At 71.5% G+C, this 18,145-nt stretch carries 5 protein-coding genes; all 5 read left to right on the forward strand.

Going from position 1 to position 18,145, the window contains the following annotated elements:
- The first annotated feature begins 310 nt into the window (after positions 1-310).
- The 5 genes from ACWPXE_RS02140 to ACWPXE_RS02160 are packed head-to-tail and all read left to right on the forward strand — an operon-like array spanning position 311 to position 17,946.
- Complete coding sequence (locus ACWPXE_RS02140; protein ID WP_454016497.1) at positions 311-12,898, forward strand: amino acid adenylation domain-containing protein; 12,588 nt, start codon at positions 311-313, stop codon at positions 12,896-12,898.
- The gene (locus tag ACWPXE_RS02145) at positions 12,895-13,911 is read left to right on the forward strand and encodes a TauD/TfdA family dioxygenase (RefSeq protein WP_454016498.1); all 1,017 of its coding nucleotides are present in this window, start codon (positions 12,895-12,897) and stop codon (positions 13,909-13,911) included. The genes ACWPXE_RS02140 and ACWPXE_RS02145 overlap by 4 nt, the downstream gene beginning before the upstream one ends.
- On the forward strand, positions 13,908-15,557 hold the full coding sequence (locus ACWPXE_RS02150; protein ID WP_454016499.1) for an ATP-binding cassette domain-containing protein: 1,650 nt from the start codon (positions 13,908-13,910) through the stop codon (positions 15,555-15,557). Before ACWPXE_RS02145 ends, ACWPXE_RS02150 begins: the two co-directional genes overlap by 4 nt.
- Positions 15,554-17,206 (forward strand): cyclic peptide export ABC transporter, encoded by a 1,653-nt coding sequence (locus ACWPXE_RS02155; RefSeq protein ID WP_454016500.1) that lies wholly within the window; start codon positions 15,554-15,556, stop codon positions 17,204-17,206. The genes ACWPXE_RS02150 and ACWPXE_RS02155 overlap by 4 nt, the downstream gene beginning before the upstream one ends.
- Positions 17,206-17,946, forward strand: a complete 741-nt coding sequence (locus ACWPXE_RS02160) for a thioesterase II family protein (RefSeq protein ID WP_454016501.1) — start codon at positions 17,206-17,208, stop codon at positions 17,944-17,946. The genes ACWPXE_RS02155 and ACWPXE_RS02160 overlap by 1 nt, the downstream gene beginning before the upstream one ends.
- Positions 17,947-18,145 lie beyond the last annotated feature (199 nt).

Here is an 18,145-nt window from a genome sequence, read left to right on the forward strand (position 1 = left end):
GCTCTTGCGGGGCCGACGCTGCAACCTTTGATCAACCCGCCGCATCCCATCCCCCTCGCCGTGACGGAAGCTATGTCCGTCGGAACCCAATAACCACACACGGGTGTGCGCGGATTCATTCCATATCCGTAATGCGGCTTTCCCGACTGTCAGAATCTCTCTGAGTTGTATCATTCGTTGACAATCCTCCTTTAGGACGTATTCTCGGCGACCTAATCCCTTTTTGGGACGCATATGACGTTTTTGTAAAAATTCGTCGCGAATTTTCCCGTCGGATCATTGCAACGCCGAAGGATTTGTGGGGACTTCGATGCCCGACACCACGCCGCACCTCCCCAACGACCGCCTTCATCTGTCCAACAGTTTCGGACCGGTCAAAATCTGGCCCGATCTTCGTCTGCACGAAGGATTCGAACGGCTTGCCGAGCGGCATCCCACCGCTCCGGCGGTGGTGACGGAGGCCGGCATCCTCGACTATGCCGGGCTGGACGCGGCGGCCAACGCGCTGGCCCACGCGCTGCTGGCGCTGGGGCTGGGCAGGGAGGAGCCGGTCGGCGTTCTGGCGGAGCGATCGGGCGATCTGCCGCGAGCGTTCCTCGGCATTCTCAAGGCGGGCGGCGTCTATGTGCCGATGGTCGCCGACCTGCCGCCGGAGCGGCTGGCGAACATGGCGCGTCAAGCGGGGATGCGGCTGCTGATCGCCCTCGACGTGCTGCCTATACCGGACGCGCTGGCCGATGCCCTGGCCGCCAATGGCAACACGGAACGACCGCAGGCCGTCCTGCGCCCCGAATCCCTGGACGGCGCCAGCCTCGCCAAGTCCGCGGAGCGCCCGGACCGGTCCGGTCCGGCGAATGCACTGGCGGTCATCCTTTTCACCTCCGGTTCCACCGGCCAGCCGAAGGGCGTGCTGATCCAGCACGACGCCTGCGTGAATCTGGCGCTCGGCCACACGGAAGCGCAGGATGTCGGGCCGGGTGACCGGGTGCTGCTGTCCACCTCCCCTGGCTTCATCCTGGGTTTTCGGGAGCTGTGCCTGCCGCTGCTCTCCGGGGCCGCCTATGTCCCGGCCTCGCGCGCGCTGATCGACGATCCGACGCGGCTGCTCGATCATATGGCCCGGCTGGGCGTGACCATCGCCCTTTTCACCCCCTCCTACCTGCGGCTTCTGCGCGGGGCGGTGCCGGCCGGGCTGCGCATGATCCTGACGGCCGGGGAGCGGCCGAACCCCGACGACGCGCGGCATTACGCCCGCCACCTCGACTATTGGAACATGCACGGCGCCACCGAGGTCTGCGGCACCATCTGCATGCACAAGGTGAATCCGGACGGCGACGGCCCGCTGCCCAGCGGACGGCCCTTCACCAACAACGCCGTCCATTTGCTCGACCGCCACGGCAACGAGGTCCCTGACGGCGCGGTCGGGGAGATCCACGTCGTCGGGCGCGGCGTCTCGCGCGGCTACCTGAACCAGCCCGAACTGTCGGCGGAGAATTTCGTCGAGACGCGCTTCGGCCGCGCCTACCGCACGCACGATCTGGGGCGCTGGAACGAAGACGGCGACCTGGAGACGCTGGGCCGCGCCGACGACATGGTGAAGGTGTCCGGCCAGTCGGTGTCGCTGGGTGAGATCGAGCGCACATTGCTGCGCCACCCGCTGGTCAGTCGCGCTGCCGCCCTTCAACACCAGGGCCGCCTGACCGCCATCGTCGAGAGCGCCGATCCGGAGGCGGCGCAGTCGGAAGACTGGCGCGCCTTCCTCGCCCGCAGCCTGCCTGCCTATATGGTGCCCGCGCAGGTGAAGGCCGTGGCGCGGATGCCGATCAGCTCCGCCGGCAAGACCGACCGCCGCGCCCTGCTGGCGCTCGCCAAAAAGGCATTGACCGCCGCGCGCGGCACGGGCGGAACGCCGCCGCAAGGCGATCTGGAGCGGGCCATTGCCTCGGTCTGGGAAGAGGTTCTGGACACCCGTCCGGTGATGCGGGACGACCCGTTCTTCGCCATCGGCGGCACCAGCCTGCTCGCCATCGCGGTGGGGCAGCGCCTGCACGCGCTCGGCCATCCGGTGACGGTGCCGGTAATCCTGGCTTCCCAGACGGTGGAGGCGTTGGCCCGCCGAATCGCGGGGCGGAACGACGAGGACACTGGCCCGCCGGACCTGAGCGAAGGTCCTGCCACCGCCGGACAGGAGGATTTCTGGGTCGCCGCCAAGCTCGGCCTCGCCGCCGCCGGATCGCACGTCGTGCGCGTCCTGTCGGTGCGCGGCCCGGTTCCGGAGGTGGAGCGCTGGCGCGCCGCCTGGGCCGCCCTGCTGGAGCGTCACCCCGCCTTGCGCACCGCCTTCCACGCCGACACCGAAGGGCGGGTGGGCTGGCGCACGGTTCCCGCCACCGCCCTGCCGCCCTCTGCCGGCTTTTCCATCGACCGCTGCCACGTTCCGGAGGAGGCGCGGGAACTGATCGCCGGCTACGCCGAGACGCCCTTCGCCCTGACCCAGGCGCCGCTGGCCCGCGCCGGACTGATGCTCGTCGAATCCGGCAACGAAACGCTGTTCTGGTTCGTGCTGCATCATGCCGTGGTGGACGGCCAATCCGCCCGCACCGTGCAGGAGGATGTCCTGGCCCTGCTGCTTGGCCACGCCCTGTCGCCGGCGCCGCACGGCATCGCGCTGGCCACGCGGGACGAGACGCCCCACCTCCGTTCCGACGGGGCGGCGCAGGACCGCGCCTTCTGGAACGCCAAGCTGGACGCCCTGCCGTCGGAGGCGTTCGAGGAGCTTCCGCTCGACCAACCCCGCCCCACCACGCCCGGCGGGCACCCCACCCCACCCCTGGCGGAGCGGCTGGACGCCGCGACCACCACGGCCCTCGCCGCCATCGCGAAGGCGCAGGCCGTCGGTCTGCACGGGCTGCTGCTGGCGATCCTGGCGGCCGAGGTGCGGCGGCGTGGCGGACGGAGCGACCTGATCCTGGGTACCGGCGTTTCGCTGCGCCCGGCGGGTGCAGAGGACACCGTTGGGCATTTCGTCAATCTTGTGCCGGTCGTCCTGCCCGGCGCTGCGGCGGCACTGGCCGGACAGATTCGCGCCGCCCAGGAGGCGCTGACGGAGGCAGTCGGACACGCCGGTCTGCCCGCCAACCTGATCCAGCGGGAGTTCCGCCAGCGCCGGCCCGACGCGCTGCCGCCAGCCCGCCCCAACCTCTTCTCGGTGGCGCTGACCGCCAACCCTCCGCGAACCAGCGCCGATCCGGCCAGCGGCCTGTCGCTGTCCCCACGCCGCTTGCCCGGCGCGCTCGCCCACCCCGCCGCCGGCCTCGACCTCGCCTTCAGCCACGAGCCGGTGACGGCGGAGGACGGCGAAGGACTGGAACTGGCGCTGCTGTGGAACCCGGATGTCTATACGGAAGCCACCGCGCGCTCCTGGCTGGCTGGCTTCGCCGCCTGGGCGCGCTGGCTGGCCGCCGACCCGGCACGGGTGGAATCCCCGCTGCCCGCGCTGCTCCCGGAGGAGACGGCCCTTCTCGACCGCTGGGAGCACGGCGAGGAGCGCCCGCGCCCGGCCCGCCGCGCCCATGAGCTGTTCGAGGAGATCGCCGCCCGCAATCCAGACCGCCCCGCCGTGGTCACCCTCAGCGGCGTGCAGACCTATGGCGACCTGAACCGGGACGCCGACCGGATCGCCGCCGCCCTGCTGCGCTGCGGTGTGGCGCGGCAGGAGCCCGTGGCGGTGCTGACCGGCTGCTCGCCAAGCCTGCCTGCGGCGGTGCTCGGAATCTGGAAGGCTGGGGCGGCCTATCTTCCGCTGGCCCACGACTTGCCGCCGGAGCGCATGGCCTACATGGTCCGCGACGCCGGCATCCGGTTGCTGATTGCGCTGGACGGCCAGCCCGTCCCGTCCGCCCTGGCCGAAGCCGTGCCGACGCTGATCCGCTCGGACATCCTCGAAGGCTCCGCCACACCGACCGCCGTGGCTGGGGCGCCGGACGACCTCGCCTATATCATCTACACCTCCGGCACCACCGGGCATCCGAAGGGCGTGGCGGTCCGGCACGATGGCTTCATCAACGCCGCGCTTGCGACCGGGGAGACGGTCGGCCTGCGGGCGGACGACCGCATGGCGCTGGCGGCGACGCCGGGATTCGACGCCTCGCTGTGGGAACTCGGGCTGGCTCTGCTGCATGGGATGGCGCTGGTTCCCGTGCCGCCGGACCAGCGCGACGACCCCTGGGCGCTGAAGGACGCCTACGCGGCGCTGGGCGTCACCGTGGCCTTCCACGCCCCCTCCTACCTGCGGGTCAGCCAGGAGAAGCCTTTCCGCGGCCTGCGTGTCCTGCTGACCGGCGGAGAGGCGCCGAACGCCGACGATGCCCGCCACCACGCCGCCGATCTCGCCTTCTGGAACGCCTATGGCCCGACGGAGGCCAGCATCCTCGCGTCCATGGGCCGCATCCTACCCGACAGCGGACGCGGCGGGCCGGTGCCCGCCGGGCGCCCACTGCCCAATTGCCGCGTCACGCTGCGTCGTCCGGACGGTGCGCCGGTTCCTCCGGGCCTGCCGGGAGAAGTGTGGCTGGGCGGGTTGGGCCTCGCCCGCGGCTACCTCAACAACCCGGAACTGACCGCGCGCGCCTTCGCCGAGACAGCGGAAGGCCGATTCTACCGCACCGGCGATCTGGGCCGCTGGACGGCGGACGGTCAACTGGTCCTGTGCGGACGTATCGACCATCAGGTGAAGCTGCACGGCCAGCGCGTCGAGCTTGCCGAGATCGAGCAGGACCTGCTGGCCCACCCTGCCGCCGCGCAGGCGGTCGTCCTGGTGGACGCCGTGGCGGAGGGCACCAAGGCCCTGCGCGCATTCGTCCGTGCCAAGGACGGCGCCACCCTGCCCGACGAGGAGGCGTGGCGCGCCTTCCTGGCGGACCGCCTGCCCGCCTTCATGGTGCCGGCCAACGTGACGGCGGTGGACAGCGTCCCCCTGACACCGGCGGGCAAGATTGACCGTGACGCCCTGCTCCGCCTTGCCCATTCCCATTCCGATGGCCACGCCGCCAGGGCGGAGCGGCAGGCACCGCTGGACGGGCTTGAAAGCCGGATTGCCGCCCTGTGGGGCGGTCTGCTGGGCGAGGAGGTCGCGCGCGGCGACAATTTCTTCGCGCTCGGCGGCAACAGCCTGCTGGCGGTGACCATTGCGCACCGGCTTTCCCAGGACCTGGGTGTGGCCGTTCCGGCGCGCGCCCTGTTCGCCGCCCCGACCCTGGCCGGCTTCGCCCGCAAGGTGGCGGAGCTGCGCGACGCGGAAGCGCCTCAGGCCGACGAATCCGACCTCGCCACCGAAGGGGAGCGCGAGTTCTGGGTGGCCGAGGCGGCGGGGCTGGACACGCGGCCCTTCATCATCCCGGTGATCCGCACCGTGGAGGGGGAGTTTCCGGACGCGGCCCGCTGGTCGGACGCCTGGACGGCGCTCGCCGAGCGGCACGAGGCGCTGCGCACGACCTTCGCCGAGGACGCCGAAGGACGGCTGCGCCGCTGCATCAGCCCCACCATCGACGTCACTCCGGAACTGTCCAAGCAACCCGACCGCGCCGCGGCTCTCGCCCACATCCGCGCCCGCCAGGGTGAGCCCTTCGCTATGGCGACCGCGCCGCTGTGGCGCGCTGGGCTGGTGACGCTGGCGGACGGCGGTGCGCCGCTGTTCTGGATGGCGATGCATCATTCCATCGGCGACGGGCGCTCGGTCGGCATCCTGCTGGAGGAATTGACCGCGTTGCTGGCGGGTGAGCGCCTGCCACCCTCGCCCACCAGCAACGCCGCCATGGCCGCCCGCGAGCGTCGCTATCTGGATGGCCCGGACCGCGCGGCGGACGAGGCCTATTGGGGGCAGCACCTGTCCGCCCTGCCCGCCGAGGCGTTCGACGACTGGCCGCTCGACACGCCGCGCGCTGCCGGGGTCGCACCGGGCAGCCACCGCTTCGAGCTGCGGTTGGACCCGGCCACCGCCGCGGGGCTGAAGGCCGTTGCCCGTCGGCACGAGGCCAGCCTGCACGCCGTGCTGCTGACCCTGCTGGCGCGCGAGGTGCGGCGGCGCACCGGGCGCGGCGCCGTCACCATCGGCACCACCGGCGACATCCGGGAAACCGCCGAGGATGCGCGGGTCGTCGGTTACGGCGTGAATATGTTGCCGCTGGCCCTCCGGCCCGCTGCCGGGCTGCCTTTCGCAGCGGAGTTGCGCGCCACCCAGGCGGCTCTGGCTGGAGCGCTGCAACACGCCCGCCTGCCCTTCGCGCGGATCTGCCACGGCTTCTGGGCGGATCGCCCGCAGCAGCGCGACCCGGCCCGCTACCCGCTGTTCGACATCGCGGTGACGGAAAACCCGCAAGCCGGCCCCGTCCCCGGCGCGCTGCGCCTCGTCCGCCCCGATGGCGACGGGCTGGCCTATGAACGCACCGGCCATTCGCCGGGCCAGGACATGGTGCTGATCCATGAAGGGCTGGCCGACGGCGGGCTGCTGCTGCAATGGCACGTCAACGCCGCGCTCTACGCCAAGGACACGGCAGAGCGCTGGTTCGACGCGCTGGCCGGCTGGGCGCGCTGGCTGGGGAACGATACCGCCCGCGCCGAGGCAACGCCGCCCGCCCTGCTGCCGGAAGAGGAGACGATCCTCGCGGCGTGGGAGCACGGCCCGGCGGTGGAGCGCCCGGCGCTGCCCTTCCACGCGCTGTTCGAGCGGTTGATCGACCGGCCCGGCACCGGCCAGGGCGGGCGTCCGGCGGTCATCGCCGCCGACCGGGTTCTGACCTACCGCGCCGTCGAGGCGGAGGCCAACGCCATCGCCCACGCCCTGAAGGAGCGCGGGGCGGAGCGCGGCAGCGTGGTCGGCGTGCTGACCGGCCGCTCGCCCAACCTGCCCGCCGCGCTTCTCGGCGTGTGGAAGGCGGGCGCCGTGTATCTGCCGCTCGCCGCCGACCTGCCGGCGGAACGGCTGGCCTTCATCGCCGAAGACGCCGGGGCGGCCCTGCTGCTGGCGCTGGACGGAGCGGCGGTGCCCGAGGCGCTGTTGGCCCTGCCGCTTCTGCGTCCGGAGGATCTCTCCGCCGATTTCCGCACCGCCCACGCCCATCGTCAGCAAGCCGCGACGGGGCCGGAGGACACCGCTTACATCCTCTACACCTCAGGCTCCACCGGTCGGCCCAAGGGCACGCCGGTCAGCCACGGCGCCTATGTGAACATGGTCTTGGGCGCCGTCGAGACCTTCGGCCTGACCGCCGCGGACCGGACATTGATGTTCGCCTCGCCGTCCTTCGACGTGTCGCTGTCGGACATCGGCGTGCCGCTGGCCGCCGGGGCGACGCTCTGCGCGGTTCCGTACGCGGTGCTGAGCGCGCCGGCTCGCCTGATGGCCTTCCTGGCAGAGCAGCGGGTGACCGTCGCCGACCTCACCCCGACCTATCTGCGCCTGTTCGACGGGGCGGAGCTGCCCTCGCTGCGCATCCTGGTGACCGGGGGCGAGGCGCCCTTGGCGGCGGACGTGCGCGCCTACGCCGGGCGGTTGCGCTATTACAATGCCTACGGCCCGACCGAGAACACCATCACCAGCGCCATGGGGTTGTTGGGCGCGGAGGACCGGGGCTTCCTGCCCGTCGGGCGCCCGCTGCCCAACACGTCGGTTTATATCCGCGACGCGGCGGGCCGCCCGGTGCCGCCGGGGGCGGTGGGGGAGATCTGGCTGGGCGGCGCCAACCTCGCCCGCGGCTATCTGAACCGCCCGGAGCAAGAGGCGGCGGCCTTCGTCGGGACGGGCGCTGGACGGCTCTACCGCTCCGGCGACCTCGGGCGCTGGCGCGCCAACGGGGAGCTGGAGGTGCTGGGCCGCATCGACGATCAGGTGAAGCTGAACGGCATCCGCATCGAACTCGGCGAGATCGAACAGGCGCTGGGCGCCCACCCCGACGTTGCGCAGGCGGTGGCCCTGGTGCAGGGCAGGGCCGGCGTCGCACAGAGCCTGTGGGCCTTCGTCCGCCCCATCCCCGGCACGCCGGTCCCGGCCGAGGAGTCCTGGCGCGGCTGGCTGGCCGAACGGCTGCCCGCGGTGATGATCCCGTCCGGGCTGATCGCGGTGGAGATGGTGCCGGTCACGGCGTCCGGCAAGGTGGACCGCGCGGCCCTGCTAGGGCTGATCGCCGGTCACGCCCCGCAGGGTGCGCAGATGGCGCCGCAGGGCCGGCTTGAGGAGACCGTTGCCCGCATCTGGGCGGAGCGGTTGGGCCGCGGCCCGGTCTGGCGCGACGACAATTTCTTCGCGCTCGGCGGCCACAGCCTGCTCGCCATCGCCATCGCCCACGCGCTGGAGACAGAGCTGGGGTGCCCGGTCTCCGCCCGCGACCTGTTCACCGAGCCGACCCTGCGCGGCTTCGCCGCCCGCCTCACCGCCGCCATTCCCACGGAATTCCCATCCGATGCCGAATCCGACCGCGCGACCGAAGGTCAGCGTGAGTTCTGGGTGGCCGAGCAGGCCGGGCTGGACACCCGCGGCTTCAACATCCCCCTGACACTGGTCGTGGAAGGCGACGTCCCGGCCGACGACCGCTGGCAAGCCGCCTGGACCACCCTGGCCGAACGGCACGAGGCACTGCGTACCGGCTTCCACGAGGATGAAGGTGGCACGCTCCGCCGCGTCGTCCATCCCATGACCGACGCTCTGGAGATTGGGACAGCCCCCGACCGAACCGCCGCGCTGGACTTCATCCGGGCCTGCCAGACAGCGCCCTTCGCCATGGCCGCTCCGCCGCTGTGGCGGGCCGGGCTGGTGCGGGTGGCGGACGGCAGCGGCGCCCTGTTCTGGCTGGCGCTGCACCATTCCATCGGCGACGGCCTGTCGCTCGGCCTGCTGGCCGACGACCTCGCAGCACTGTTGCGCGGGGTGTCCCTGCCCGACTGCGCGCCCGGCTTCGGCCGCTCCGCCGCCCGGGAGGAAAACTATCTCGTCGGCGAGACCGCCCGGGTGGACGCGGAGCATTGGCGGCGCCTGCTCGCCGGAATCGACCCCGCCGCCTTCGAGGAGTGGCCGCTCGACACCCCTCGTCCGCCGGTGCGCAGCGCGGAGACGGCCAAGGGAAGCCATTGCCACCGCGTACGCCTCGCCCCCGACGTGGCGGAGGCGTTGCGTGCCATCGCCCGGCGCAACGGCGCCAGCCTGCACGCCCTGATGATGACGCTGATGGCGCGCGAGGTGCGGCGCCGCACCGGCCGGGCGGCGTTCCTGATGGGCACCGCCGCCTCCACCCGCGAAACGGCGGAGGAGGCGGGCGTCGTCGGCTACTATGTCAACATGCTGCCGGTGCCCTTCCGGGTGGACCGGAGCGAGCCGCTGGAACAGGCGGTCAAGGCCACCCAAAGCCGTCTGGCAGAAGCCTTGCGCCATGGCCGCCAGCCCTTCGCCCGCATCCACCAGGAGTTCCGCCGCAGCCAACCGCAGGCGCATCACCCGGCCCGCTACCCGCTGTTCGATCTGGCGGTGACGGAGAATCCGGCGATGCCCGCCCCGCGGGGCGACGCGCTCTGCTTCGCGGCCGTCGACACGTTCGACGGCGACGGCATCCGGTACGAGCTGCGCCGCTGCGCCCCCGCCCAGGACCTCGTCCTGGTCCATGAGGGGCAGGCGGACGGCGGGCTGGTCCTCCAGCTCTACGCCAACGCCGCCCTCTACGAGCGGGAAACCGCGCAGGCCTGGACCGCGGCGCTGGCCGGCTGGGCGCGGCGGCTGGCCGATCCGGAACGGGTGCCGGGCGACCCGCTGCCCGCCCTGCTGCCGGACGAGGAAACGCTGCTCGCCGCGTGGGAACACGGCCCGGCGATGCCGCATCCGGCTCCCTGCTTCCACCACCGGTTCGCCGCGCTGGCGCGCTCGCAGCCGGACCGCCCAGCCCTCATCACCGACGACGGGGCGGTCAGCTACGCCGCGATGAACGCCCGCGCCAACGCGCTGGCCCACGCGCTGCTGGCGCAGGGCGTGCGGACCGGCGACGCGGTCGGCGTCCTGACGGAGCGTTCGCCCGCCCTGCCGGAAGCGGTGCTGGCGATCTGGAAGGCCGGGGCCGCCTATCTGCCGCTGACCCGCGACCTGCCGGCGGAACGCTTGGCCTTCATTGCCCGCGACGCGGCCATCCGCTCAGTCGTGGCGCTGGACGGCCATTCCCTGCCCGACGCGCTGGCGCAGGCCGGATACGCCGTCCTCCGCCCGGAATCCTTGGCCGAGGAGTTCCGCGCCGCCCACGCCCATGAGCCCGAGGCCGGAGAACGCAGCCATCCCGGCGATCCCGCCTACATCATCCACACCTCGGGATCCACCGGGGTGCCGAAGGGGGTCGTGCTGCATCATGGCGGGCTGCTGAACCTCGGCCTGTCGATGGCGCGGATGATGGGCGTCCAGCCGGACGAACGGACGCTTCTCAGCTCCTCCCCCTCCTTCGACGCCTGGATCTCCGATTCCGTGATGACCTGGGCGATCGGCGGCGCGCTGGTTCCGATCCGCCGCGCCGAGATGGACGACACCGCCGGGCTGCGCGCCAAGATGGAACGGCTGGGCGTCACCTCCGCCACCTTGCCGCCCTCCTACCTGCGGCTGTTCGAGCAGGCGGACCTGCCGACCCTGCGCATCCTGATGACGGTGGGCGAGCCGCCCAACGCCGCCGATGCCCTGCACTACGCGGCGCGGCTGCGCTACATCAACGGCTACGGCCCGACCGAGAACACCGCCGCCGCCAGCATCGGCATCCTGCACCCGGACTCGCCGTGGATGAGCGCCGGGCGCCCGCTGCCCAACACCGCCATCCACATCCTGGACGAGGTTGGCGAGCCGGTGCCCCCCGGCGCCATCGGCCATGTCTGGCTGAGCGGCCTGGGGCTGGCCATCGGCTACCTGAACCGGCCCGATCTGACCGCCGCCGCCTTCGTCGAGACGGCGAAGGGCCGCCGCTACCGCACCGGCGACCTCGGCCGCTGGCTGCCCAACGGCGAGCTTCTGGTTCTTGGACGCTCCGACAGCCAGGTGAAGCTGCGCGGCCAGCGCGTGGAGCTGGGCGAGATCGAGCACCGTCTGGAAGCCTATCCCGGCGTGCAGCAGGCGGTGGCCCTGGTGGACACGCCGCCGGGCGGTGCCCAGACGCTGTGGGCCTTCGTCAGCCTCGCCCCCGACGCCGCGGAGCCGACGCAAGCCGCCTGGGCCGCCCATGCGGCGGCGGCGCTGCCCGCCTACATGGTGCCGGCAGCGGTGATCCGGGTGCCGGCGATCCCGGTGACGGTGGCCGGCAAGGTGGACCGCAAGGCCCTGCTGCAGGCGTTGGCCGACCATGCGCCCTCCGAAGGCACGGCCTCCGGCGCCTACACCCCGCCGCGCAACGCGGTGGAGCAGCGGGTGGCAGAGCTGTGGGCGGAGCAGCTTCAGCGGCCCGTTCCGGGGCGGGAGGCCGGCTTCTTCGAACTGGGCGGCGACAGCCTGCGGGCGATCGCCGTGGTCAATCGCCTGCGCCGCGAATTCGCCTGCAGGATCAACGACCTCTACGAGGCCCCGGTGCTCGCCGACTTCGCGCTGCGCCTCCGGCCCCAGCCGGACCATCTGCACCGCGTCATCGCCGCCGTCCGCACCCACTGGCGGGACTATCAGGCGACCCTTCCCACCTTCGACGCCGCCCGCGACCGGGCGCTGGCCGAGCAGCAGCAAATCTACGAGGCGCGGAACGCGGCCTACGACGCCTTCGACGGGGCGGAACGGCGCGATTATGGCAATGTGCTGCTGACCGGCGCCACCGGCTATCTCGGCGCCTACCTGCTGCGGGAACTTCTGTTCGACCCGGCGCGGCGGGTGACCGCACTGGTGCGCGGGGGTAACGACGGGGCCGCCCGTGCGCGGCTGGGCCGCGTGCTGGCCGGCTATTTCGGAGCGGCGGGCGGGGCGGCGCTGATCGGCGATCCGCGGCTGACCGTCCGGGCCGGGGACCTGCGGCGCGACGGGCTGGGCCTCACCCCCACGGTGCACGGCGCGCTGGCGGATGGGGTGCGGGCGGTCTTCCACTGCGCGGCCAACGTCAACCATTTCGGCCACTACGCGGAATTCCACGCCGACAATGTGGAGGCGACGCGCCGGCTCCTCGACCTCGCCACCGCGCGGCGAGGCGACCCGGCGGACTTCCACCTGATCTCCACCCTGTCGGTCACCGGCAAGGCGCCGGAGGATGGCTTCAAACTGGTAACCGAGTACGACGCGGTGCCGGAGACGCTCGACGAAAACTACTACGTCCGCAGCAAGCAGGAGGCGGAGCGGCTGGTCACGGCGGCGCGCGGCGATCTGCGCAACGCCAGCATCCACCGCGTCGGCAACGTCGTCTTCGCGGCGGAGGGCGGGCCACTGCAGTTGAACCTGCGGGACAACGCCTTCTTCCGGCAATTGGCCGCCTTCGTGCGGCTGGGGGTGGTGCCCGACGATTCGCACGTCTGGCTGTGCCACGTCGATCGCGTGGCCCGCGCAGTGGCTCTGCTGGCCGGTGCCGCCGGCCTCGCCAACGAGACGCATCACGTTGAGAACCACCGCCGCGACACGCTGGCCGACTTCGTCACCTCGGCGGCGGGCATGGCGGGTGCTGTGCAGGCGGTCGGCTTCGACGCGCTGCTCGACCGGCTGGAGCGCGCCATCGGCGAACCCGACATGGACGGCGCCCTGGCCCAGACGCTGGAGGGCTTCGGGCTCTACAGTGGGCGCTCCCCCCAGGCGCGTGGGCGGCGGCAGGAACTGACCTCCGAACGCACGCAAGCGCTGCTCGGCCGCATGGGCTTCGGCTGGCCGCCGGTCCCCCGCGCCGGGCAGGCCGACATGCTGCGCGCCGCCGCGGATCTTTTCTCCCGATGAACGCCTCCGGAGCCACCATGCTGAACCACGTCCACGACCTCGGCTTCCGCACCGGGGAGTTCACCGTGGAGCCGCTGCCCGACGCGGAGACCGGGCGGGTCCTCGCCGTCCTGGCCGCCCGCCACGGGGTAGAGACCGACGCCGCCGCTCTCGTCCCGGACGGGCGGGAAGCCGACCTGCGCGACGAACTGGCGGAGGCCGCGCCCGGCCTGTCCGCCCTGGCCACGGCGATCCGCGACCGGCTGGAGACCAGCCACAGCGGCGTGCTGATCCGCCGCGCCCATCTCGGCCGCCACGACCTGGACACCCGGCGCCGACTGCTCTACGCGCTGGCCGTCGGCATCGGCGCACCGACCGCGACCGACCGGATCGACCGCAAGGTGGTGTGGGACATCAAGGTCCGCCCCGAGATGGTCCGCAGCGGAGGCGCCTCCACCTTCTCCGAGCACGCCGACGAGGCCGACTTCCACACCGACACCCAGTATTTCCCGAACCCCGAACGCCACATGCTGCTCTATTTTGCCCGGGCGGCGGCCTGCGGCGGCGGGCGGTCCAGCCTGCGCGACGCCCGCTGCGTCCGCGAGGCTCTGGCAGGCAGCGACGAGGGGCGCTGGGCGCTCGACCTACTGTCGCGAACGGCGCTGCCCTTCCGCATCCCCGCCACCTTCACTCGCACCGGGTCGCGGGACGCCGTGGAGGTGACCTTCGCCACCATCTTCGGCGACCGTCCGCTCATCCGCTTCCGCACCGACACGCTGCGCCGCGGGCTGGCCGCCTGTCCGGAGCACGACACGCCGGAGGTCCGCCGCGCGCTCGCCATTCTCCAGGCGGAGCTGGACAACCCGGCGCGGCGGCTGGAGACCTTCATGGAGTCCGACAGCCTGCTGGCGATGAACAACCACGAGGCGCTCCACGGCCGTGGCGCCTTCGCCGACCCGGACCGTCACGCGCTGCGCATCCGCATCGACGATGGCGCGTCGCAGAATGGCGCGCTGCAGGATCAGGCGCGATGAACCTCCTCCGCCTGCTGAGACGGCTGGGACCGGCGCCACTGCGCCGGCTGGTTCTCTACGCCCTGGGGTCGGCCCTTTTCTCCACGCTCGTGCTCGCCCTGGTCAACCGCGGGGCGGAGGAAATCGCCGCGGAGAAGGCCGACTTCGTCAACGTGCCTCTGGCCGCCGCCTTCGTCGTCAGCGTCCTCCTCTACATGCTCCTGGAAGGCCGCATGGTCGCCCACCTGTCGGCCGACGCGGAGGAGGTCGTGGACAGCCTGCGCATGCGGCTGCTCGACCAGATCCGCCGCGCCGACCTGTGGAAGCTGGAACGCTTCGGCCAGACTCCGCTGTTCGAAAGCGTGACGCAGAGCAGCCAGCTCATCTCGCAGAATTCGCAGTTCCTGGCGCTGACGGTGCGCTCGGTCCTGCTGACCGGGACGATCCTGCTCTACATCGCCACCATCTCGCCGGTCGCCTTCCTGCTGATCGGCGGGCTGCTCGGCACCGGGACATGGTTCTACATCCGGCTGGGCCGCGCGCTGGAGGAACGGCAGCGCGCCATGATGGCGGAGGAGGCCGCCCTGTTCGAAGGCGTGTCGGACCTGTTCGACGGCTTCAAGGAACAGCGGTTGAACAGCGCCCGCAGCCGCGACCTGAACGCCGCCTTCGACACCGTGTCCGGCCGCACCATCACGGCGCGCGGCGCGGTGCATCTGCACACCTGGCAGCAGTTCGTGTTCGGCGAATGTGCCTTCAACCTGATGCTGGGCGTGGTCGTCTTCGTCGTGCCGTCCTACTCCAGCGCCATCTCGGCGGAGCTGGTGAAGATCACCGCCGCCATCTTCTTCATGTCGGCCCCGGTCTTCGGACTGATGCAATCCCTGGCGGTGATGAGCGCCGCGGAGGCCGCCGCTGGGCGGATGATGGCCCTGGAGGGTCAGCTTTCGGAACTGGCGGAGGCCGGGAGCGACGGTCCCGCCCTGCCGGTGCCGGTCAACTTCGCGGAAGTGCGGATGGAGGGGGTGGAGTTCGCCTTCCCCGCCCCGCCGGGCGAGCCGCCCTTCGCGGTCGGTCCCTTCGACCTGACCATCCGGCGCGGCGAGGTGATCTTCATCACGGGCGGCAACGGGTCGGGAAAATCAACCTTCATCAAGCTGCTGACTGGCCTCTACCACCCGCTGCGTGGACGGATCGCGGTGGACGGCGTGCCGGTCGGGCCGCAGCGCATCGCCGCCTACCGCGAGCTGATGGCGACCGTCTTCGCCGACTTCCACCTGTTCGCCCGGCTCTACGGCCAGGGCGCCATCAACCCTGTGGAGGCCGCCGACCTGATGCGCTGGATGGAGATGGAGCGGGTCACCGCCCTGGAGGGCGACCGCTTCGGGCGGCGCGACCTGTCCGCCGGTCAGCGCAAGCGGCTGGGTCTCGTCGCGGCGATCCTGGAGAAGGCGCCGATCCTGATCCTCGACGAATGGGCGGCCGACCAGGACCCGCATTTCCGCTTCAAGTTCTATCGCGAGGTCGTGCCGGAGCTGAAGCGGCGCGGCCTGACCATCGTGGCGGTGACCCATGACGACCATTATTTCGACGTCGCCGATCGCCGCCTGCACATGGAGGAAGGCCACCTGACCGAACTGACTCTCGCGGCGGAGGGCGTGGCATGAGGCTGGCTACCATCGTCCTGCGCGAGCTTCCGGAGAATCTGCGCACGCTCGCCCTGATGAACGTCCTGTCGGCGATCGCAACCGCGGCGCTGCTCTGGCTGGTCGACGTCGCTGCCAAGGACGCCGCCAAGGGCATCATCAGCCCGCGGCTTCTGGTGATGTACGCGGTCACGGTGACGCTGTTCGGGGTGACCCACAATTACGCGCTGGTCACCGCGTCCCAGGACGCCGAGCGGCTGATCCACAAGATCCGCCTGCGCCTGTTCGATCTGGTGCGCCGCGCCGACCTCATGACCGTGGACCGCATCGGGCGGGCGTCGCTGCACGGCGTGCTGACCCAGGACACCCAGACGCTGGCCCAGACCCTGCCGCTTCTGGCGATCGGCGGGCAGCAGGCGGTGATGCTGGTCTTCCTGGCGGTCTATCTGGCCTGGCTGTCGCCGCTGGCCTGCGTGATGGCCTTCGCCTTCGCCGGGATCGCCGTGGCCGTGAAGGTCGCGCGGGTGCAGCGCCTGCGCCGCAGCATGGTGGAGGCCGCGGCGGCCGAGACGCGTGTCTTCGACGGGCTGACCGACCTGTTGCGCGGCTTCAAGGAGGTGCGGATGAACCGCCGCCGCGGCGATGGGCTGATCCGCGACCTCGCCGACGCCTCGTCCCGGGCGCGCGCGGTGAACGTGGACATGAAGGAGCGATGGGGCCGCAACTTCGCGCTGGTCGAGGCGATGTTCTACACGCTGATCGGCATGATGGTCTTCGTCGTGCCGCTGTTCACCACCGGCTATCACCAAGTGGTGGTGGCGGCGACCACGGCGGCGCTGTTCATCGTCGGGCCGGTCAGCACCGTCTCCTTCGTCACCCCGCTGGTCGCCCAGACCGAGATAGCCCTGTCCAACATCGAGGCGATGGAGGAGCGGCTGCGCGCCGCCGCCGGCAGCGCCCCGGACGAGGGGGCGGAGCGGCTGCCCGGCCCTCCCGCCAGCGTCGCGTTGAAGGCCGCCAGCTTCGCCTACCATGACGGCGAGGGCGCGCCGGTCTTCGTGGTCGGGCCATTGTCGGCGGAATTCCGGGCGGGCGAGATCACCTTCGTCACCGGCGGCAACGGCTCCGGCAAATCGACCATGCTGCGCCTGCTGACCGGGCTGATGCCGTTGAGCGGCGGTCAGCTCCTCGCCGACGGGGAGCCGGTGCCGGCGGAGCGGATGCAGAGCTACCGCGACATGATCTCGGCCATCTTCTCCGACTATCACCTGTCGCGCCGCCTCTACGGCGTGGACGACCCCGATCCGGCGCGCGTCCGCGCCCTGCTGGAGCGGCTGGAGATGCAGGACAAGGTGACGGTCGCGAACGGCTGTTTCAGCACCGTCGCCCTGTCCACCGGCCAGCGCAAGCGCCTCGCCCTCGTGGTCGCGCAGTTGGAGGACAAGCCGGTCATCGTGCTGGACGAATGGGCCGCCGACCAGGACCCGCATTTCCGCCGCGTCTTCTACGAGGAGCTGCTGCCGGAGCTGAAGGCGTTGGGCAAGATCGTGATCTGCGTGACCCACGACGAGCGCTGGTTCGGCCTCGCCGACCGCGTCTATCACATGAACGAGGGCCGCATCGAGGAAGGCCACGACCACCATCACCTGTTCGCACTGGAACCAGCGTGATGGCCCCGACCCCATCCCCCTGGCTGCACAGCGTCCGGCCGGTGTCGGCGCCGCGTCGCACCCTGGTCTGCTTCCCCTACGCCGGGGCCGGCGCCGCCGTTTTCCGCGACTGGGCGTCGGACGTCGGGCCGGACACGGACCTGCTGGCTGTGCGCCTGCCAGGACGGGAAAGCCGCATCGGCGAACCGCCGCTGCATCGGGTCGAGGACGCCTTGCCCGCCCTGCTGTCCGCGCTGGAACCGCTGGGGAACCGCCCGCTGATCCTGTTTGGCCATTCGCTGGGCGCGGCGCTGGCCTATGCAACCGCGCGTGCTCTGGTGGCGCTGGGCCGCCCGCCCGTCCTTCTGGCGGTGTCGGGGCGTCGGGCGCCGCACCGGACGTCGCGGCGTTCACCCGTCCACGGGCTGGACGAGGCGACCTTCCGCACCCGCCTCGCCGCGCTGGGCGGCACACCGCCCGAGGTGCTGGCCTGCGACGATCTGATGGCGCTGATGCTGCCCATGCTGCGGGCCGACTTCGGCATGTCGGACGCCTTCCTCGAACCCGATCCGCCGCCGCTTTCGGTGCCGATCCTGGCCTTCGCCGGGACGGAGGACACCGAGGCCACGGTGGAGGAGGTCGCCGGGTGGGAACGGCTGGCCGGGGCAGGCTTCACACTGCGCACGCTTCCTGGCGGCCATTTCTTCCTGCACGGGCAGCGCGCATCGATTGTCCGATATCTAACGGAGGAGAGTTTTTGAAACACCCATTGATCGCTGGAATTCTTTTTGATGGTAAATCCTTTGACGGAAACAACCGCATTCGTTAGCCCATATGACGGTGCCGCCGGCAATCACCGGCGGCGTTTTCGGAGCGGGCCGTCCCTTCGGGGCCGACTGTCGCCGCGGACCAGCCGGTGCGCGGCGTTCATTGCTGATTTTCTCTCGACAACGTCCCTTT

Source organism: Azospirillum sp. Marseille-Q6669 (assembly GCF_965111635.1).

Coding starts and splice junctions, on each gene's coding strand:
- ACWPXE_RS02140 (WP_454016497.1), top strand. CDS start 311: ATGCCCGACACCACGCCGCACCTCCCCAACGACCGCCTTCATCTGTCC.
- ACWPXE_RS02145 (WP_454016498.1), top strand. CDS start 12,895: ATGAACGCCTCCGGAGCCACCATGCTGAACCACGTCCACGACCTCGGC.
- ACWPXE_RS02150 (WP_454016499.1), top strand. CDS start 13,908: ATGAACCTCCTCCGCCTGCTGAGACGGCTGGGACCGGCGCCACTGCGC.
- ACWPXE_RS02155 (WP_454016500.1), top strand. CDS start 15,554: ATGAGGCTGGCTACCATCGTCCTGCGCGAGCTTCCGGAGAATCTGCGC.
- ACWPXE_RS02160 (WP_454016501.1), top strand. CDS start 17,206: ATGGCCCCGACCCCATCCCCCTGGCTGCACAGCGTCCGGCCGGTGTCG.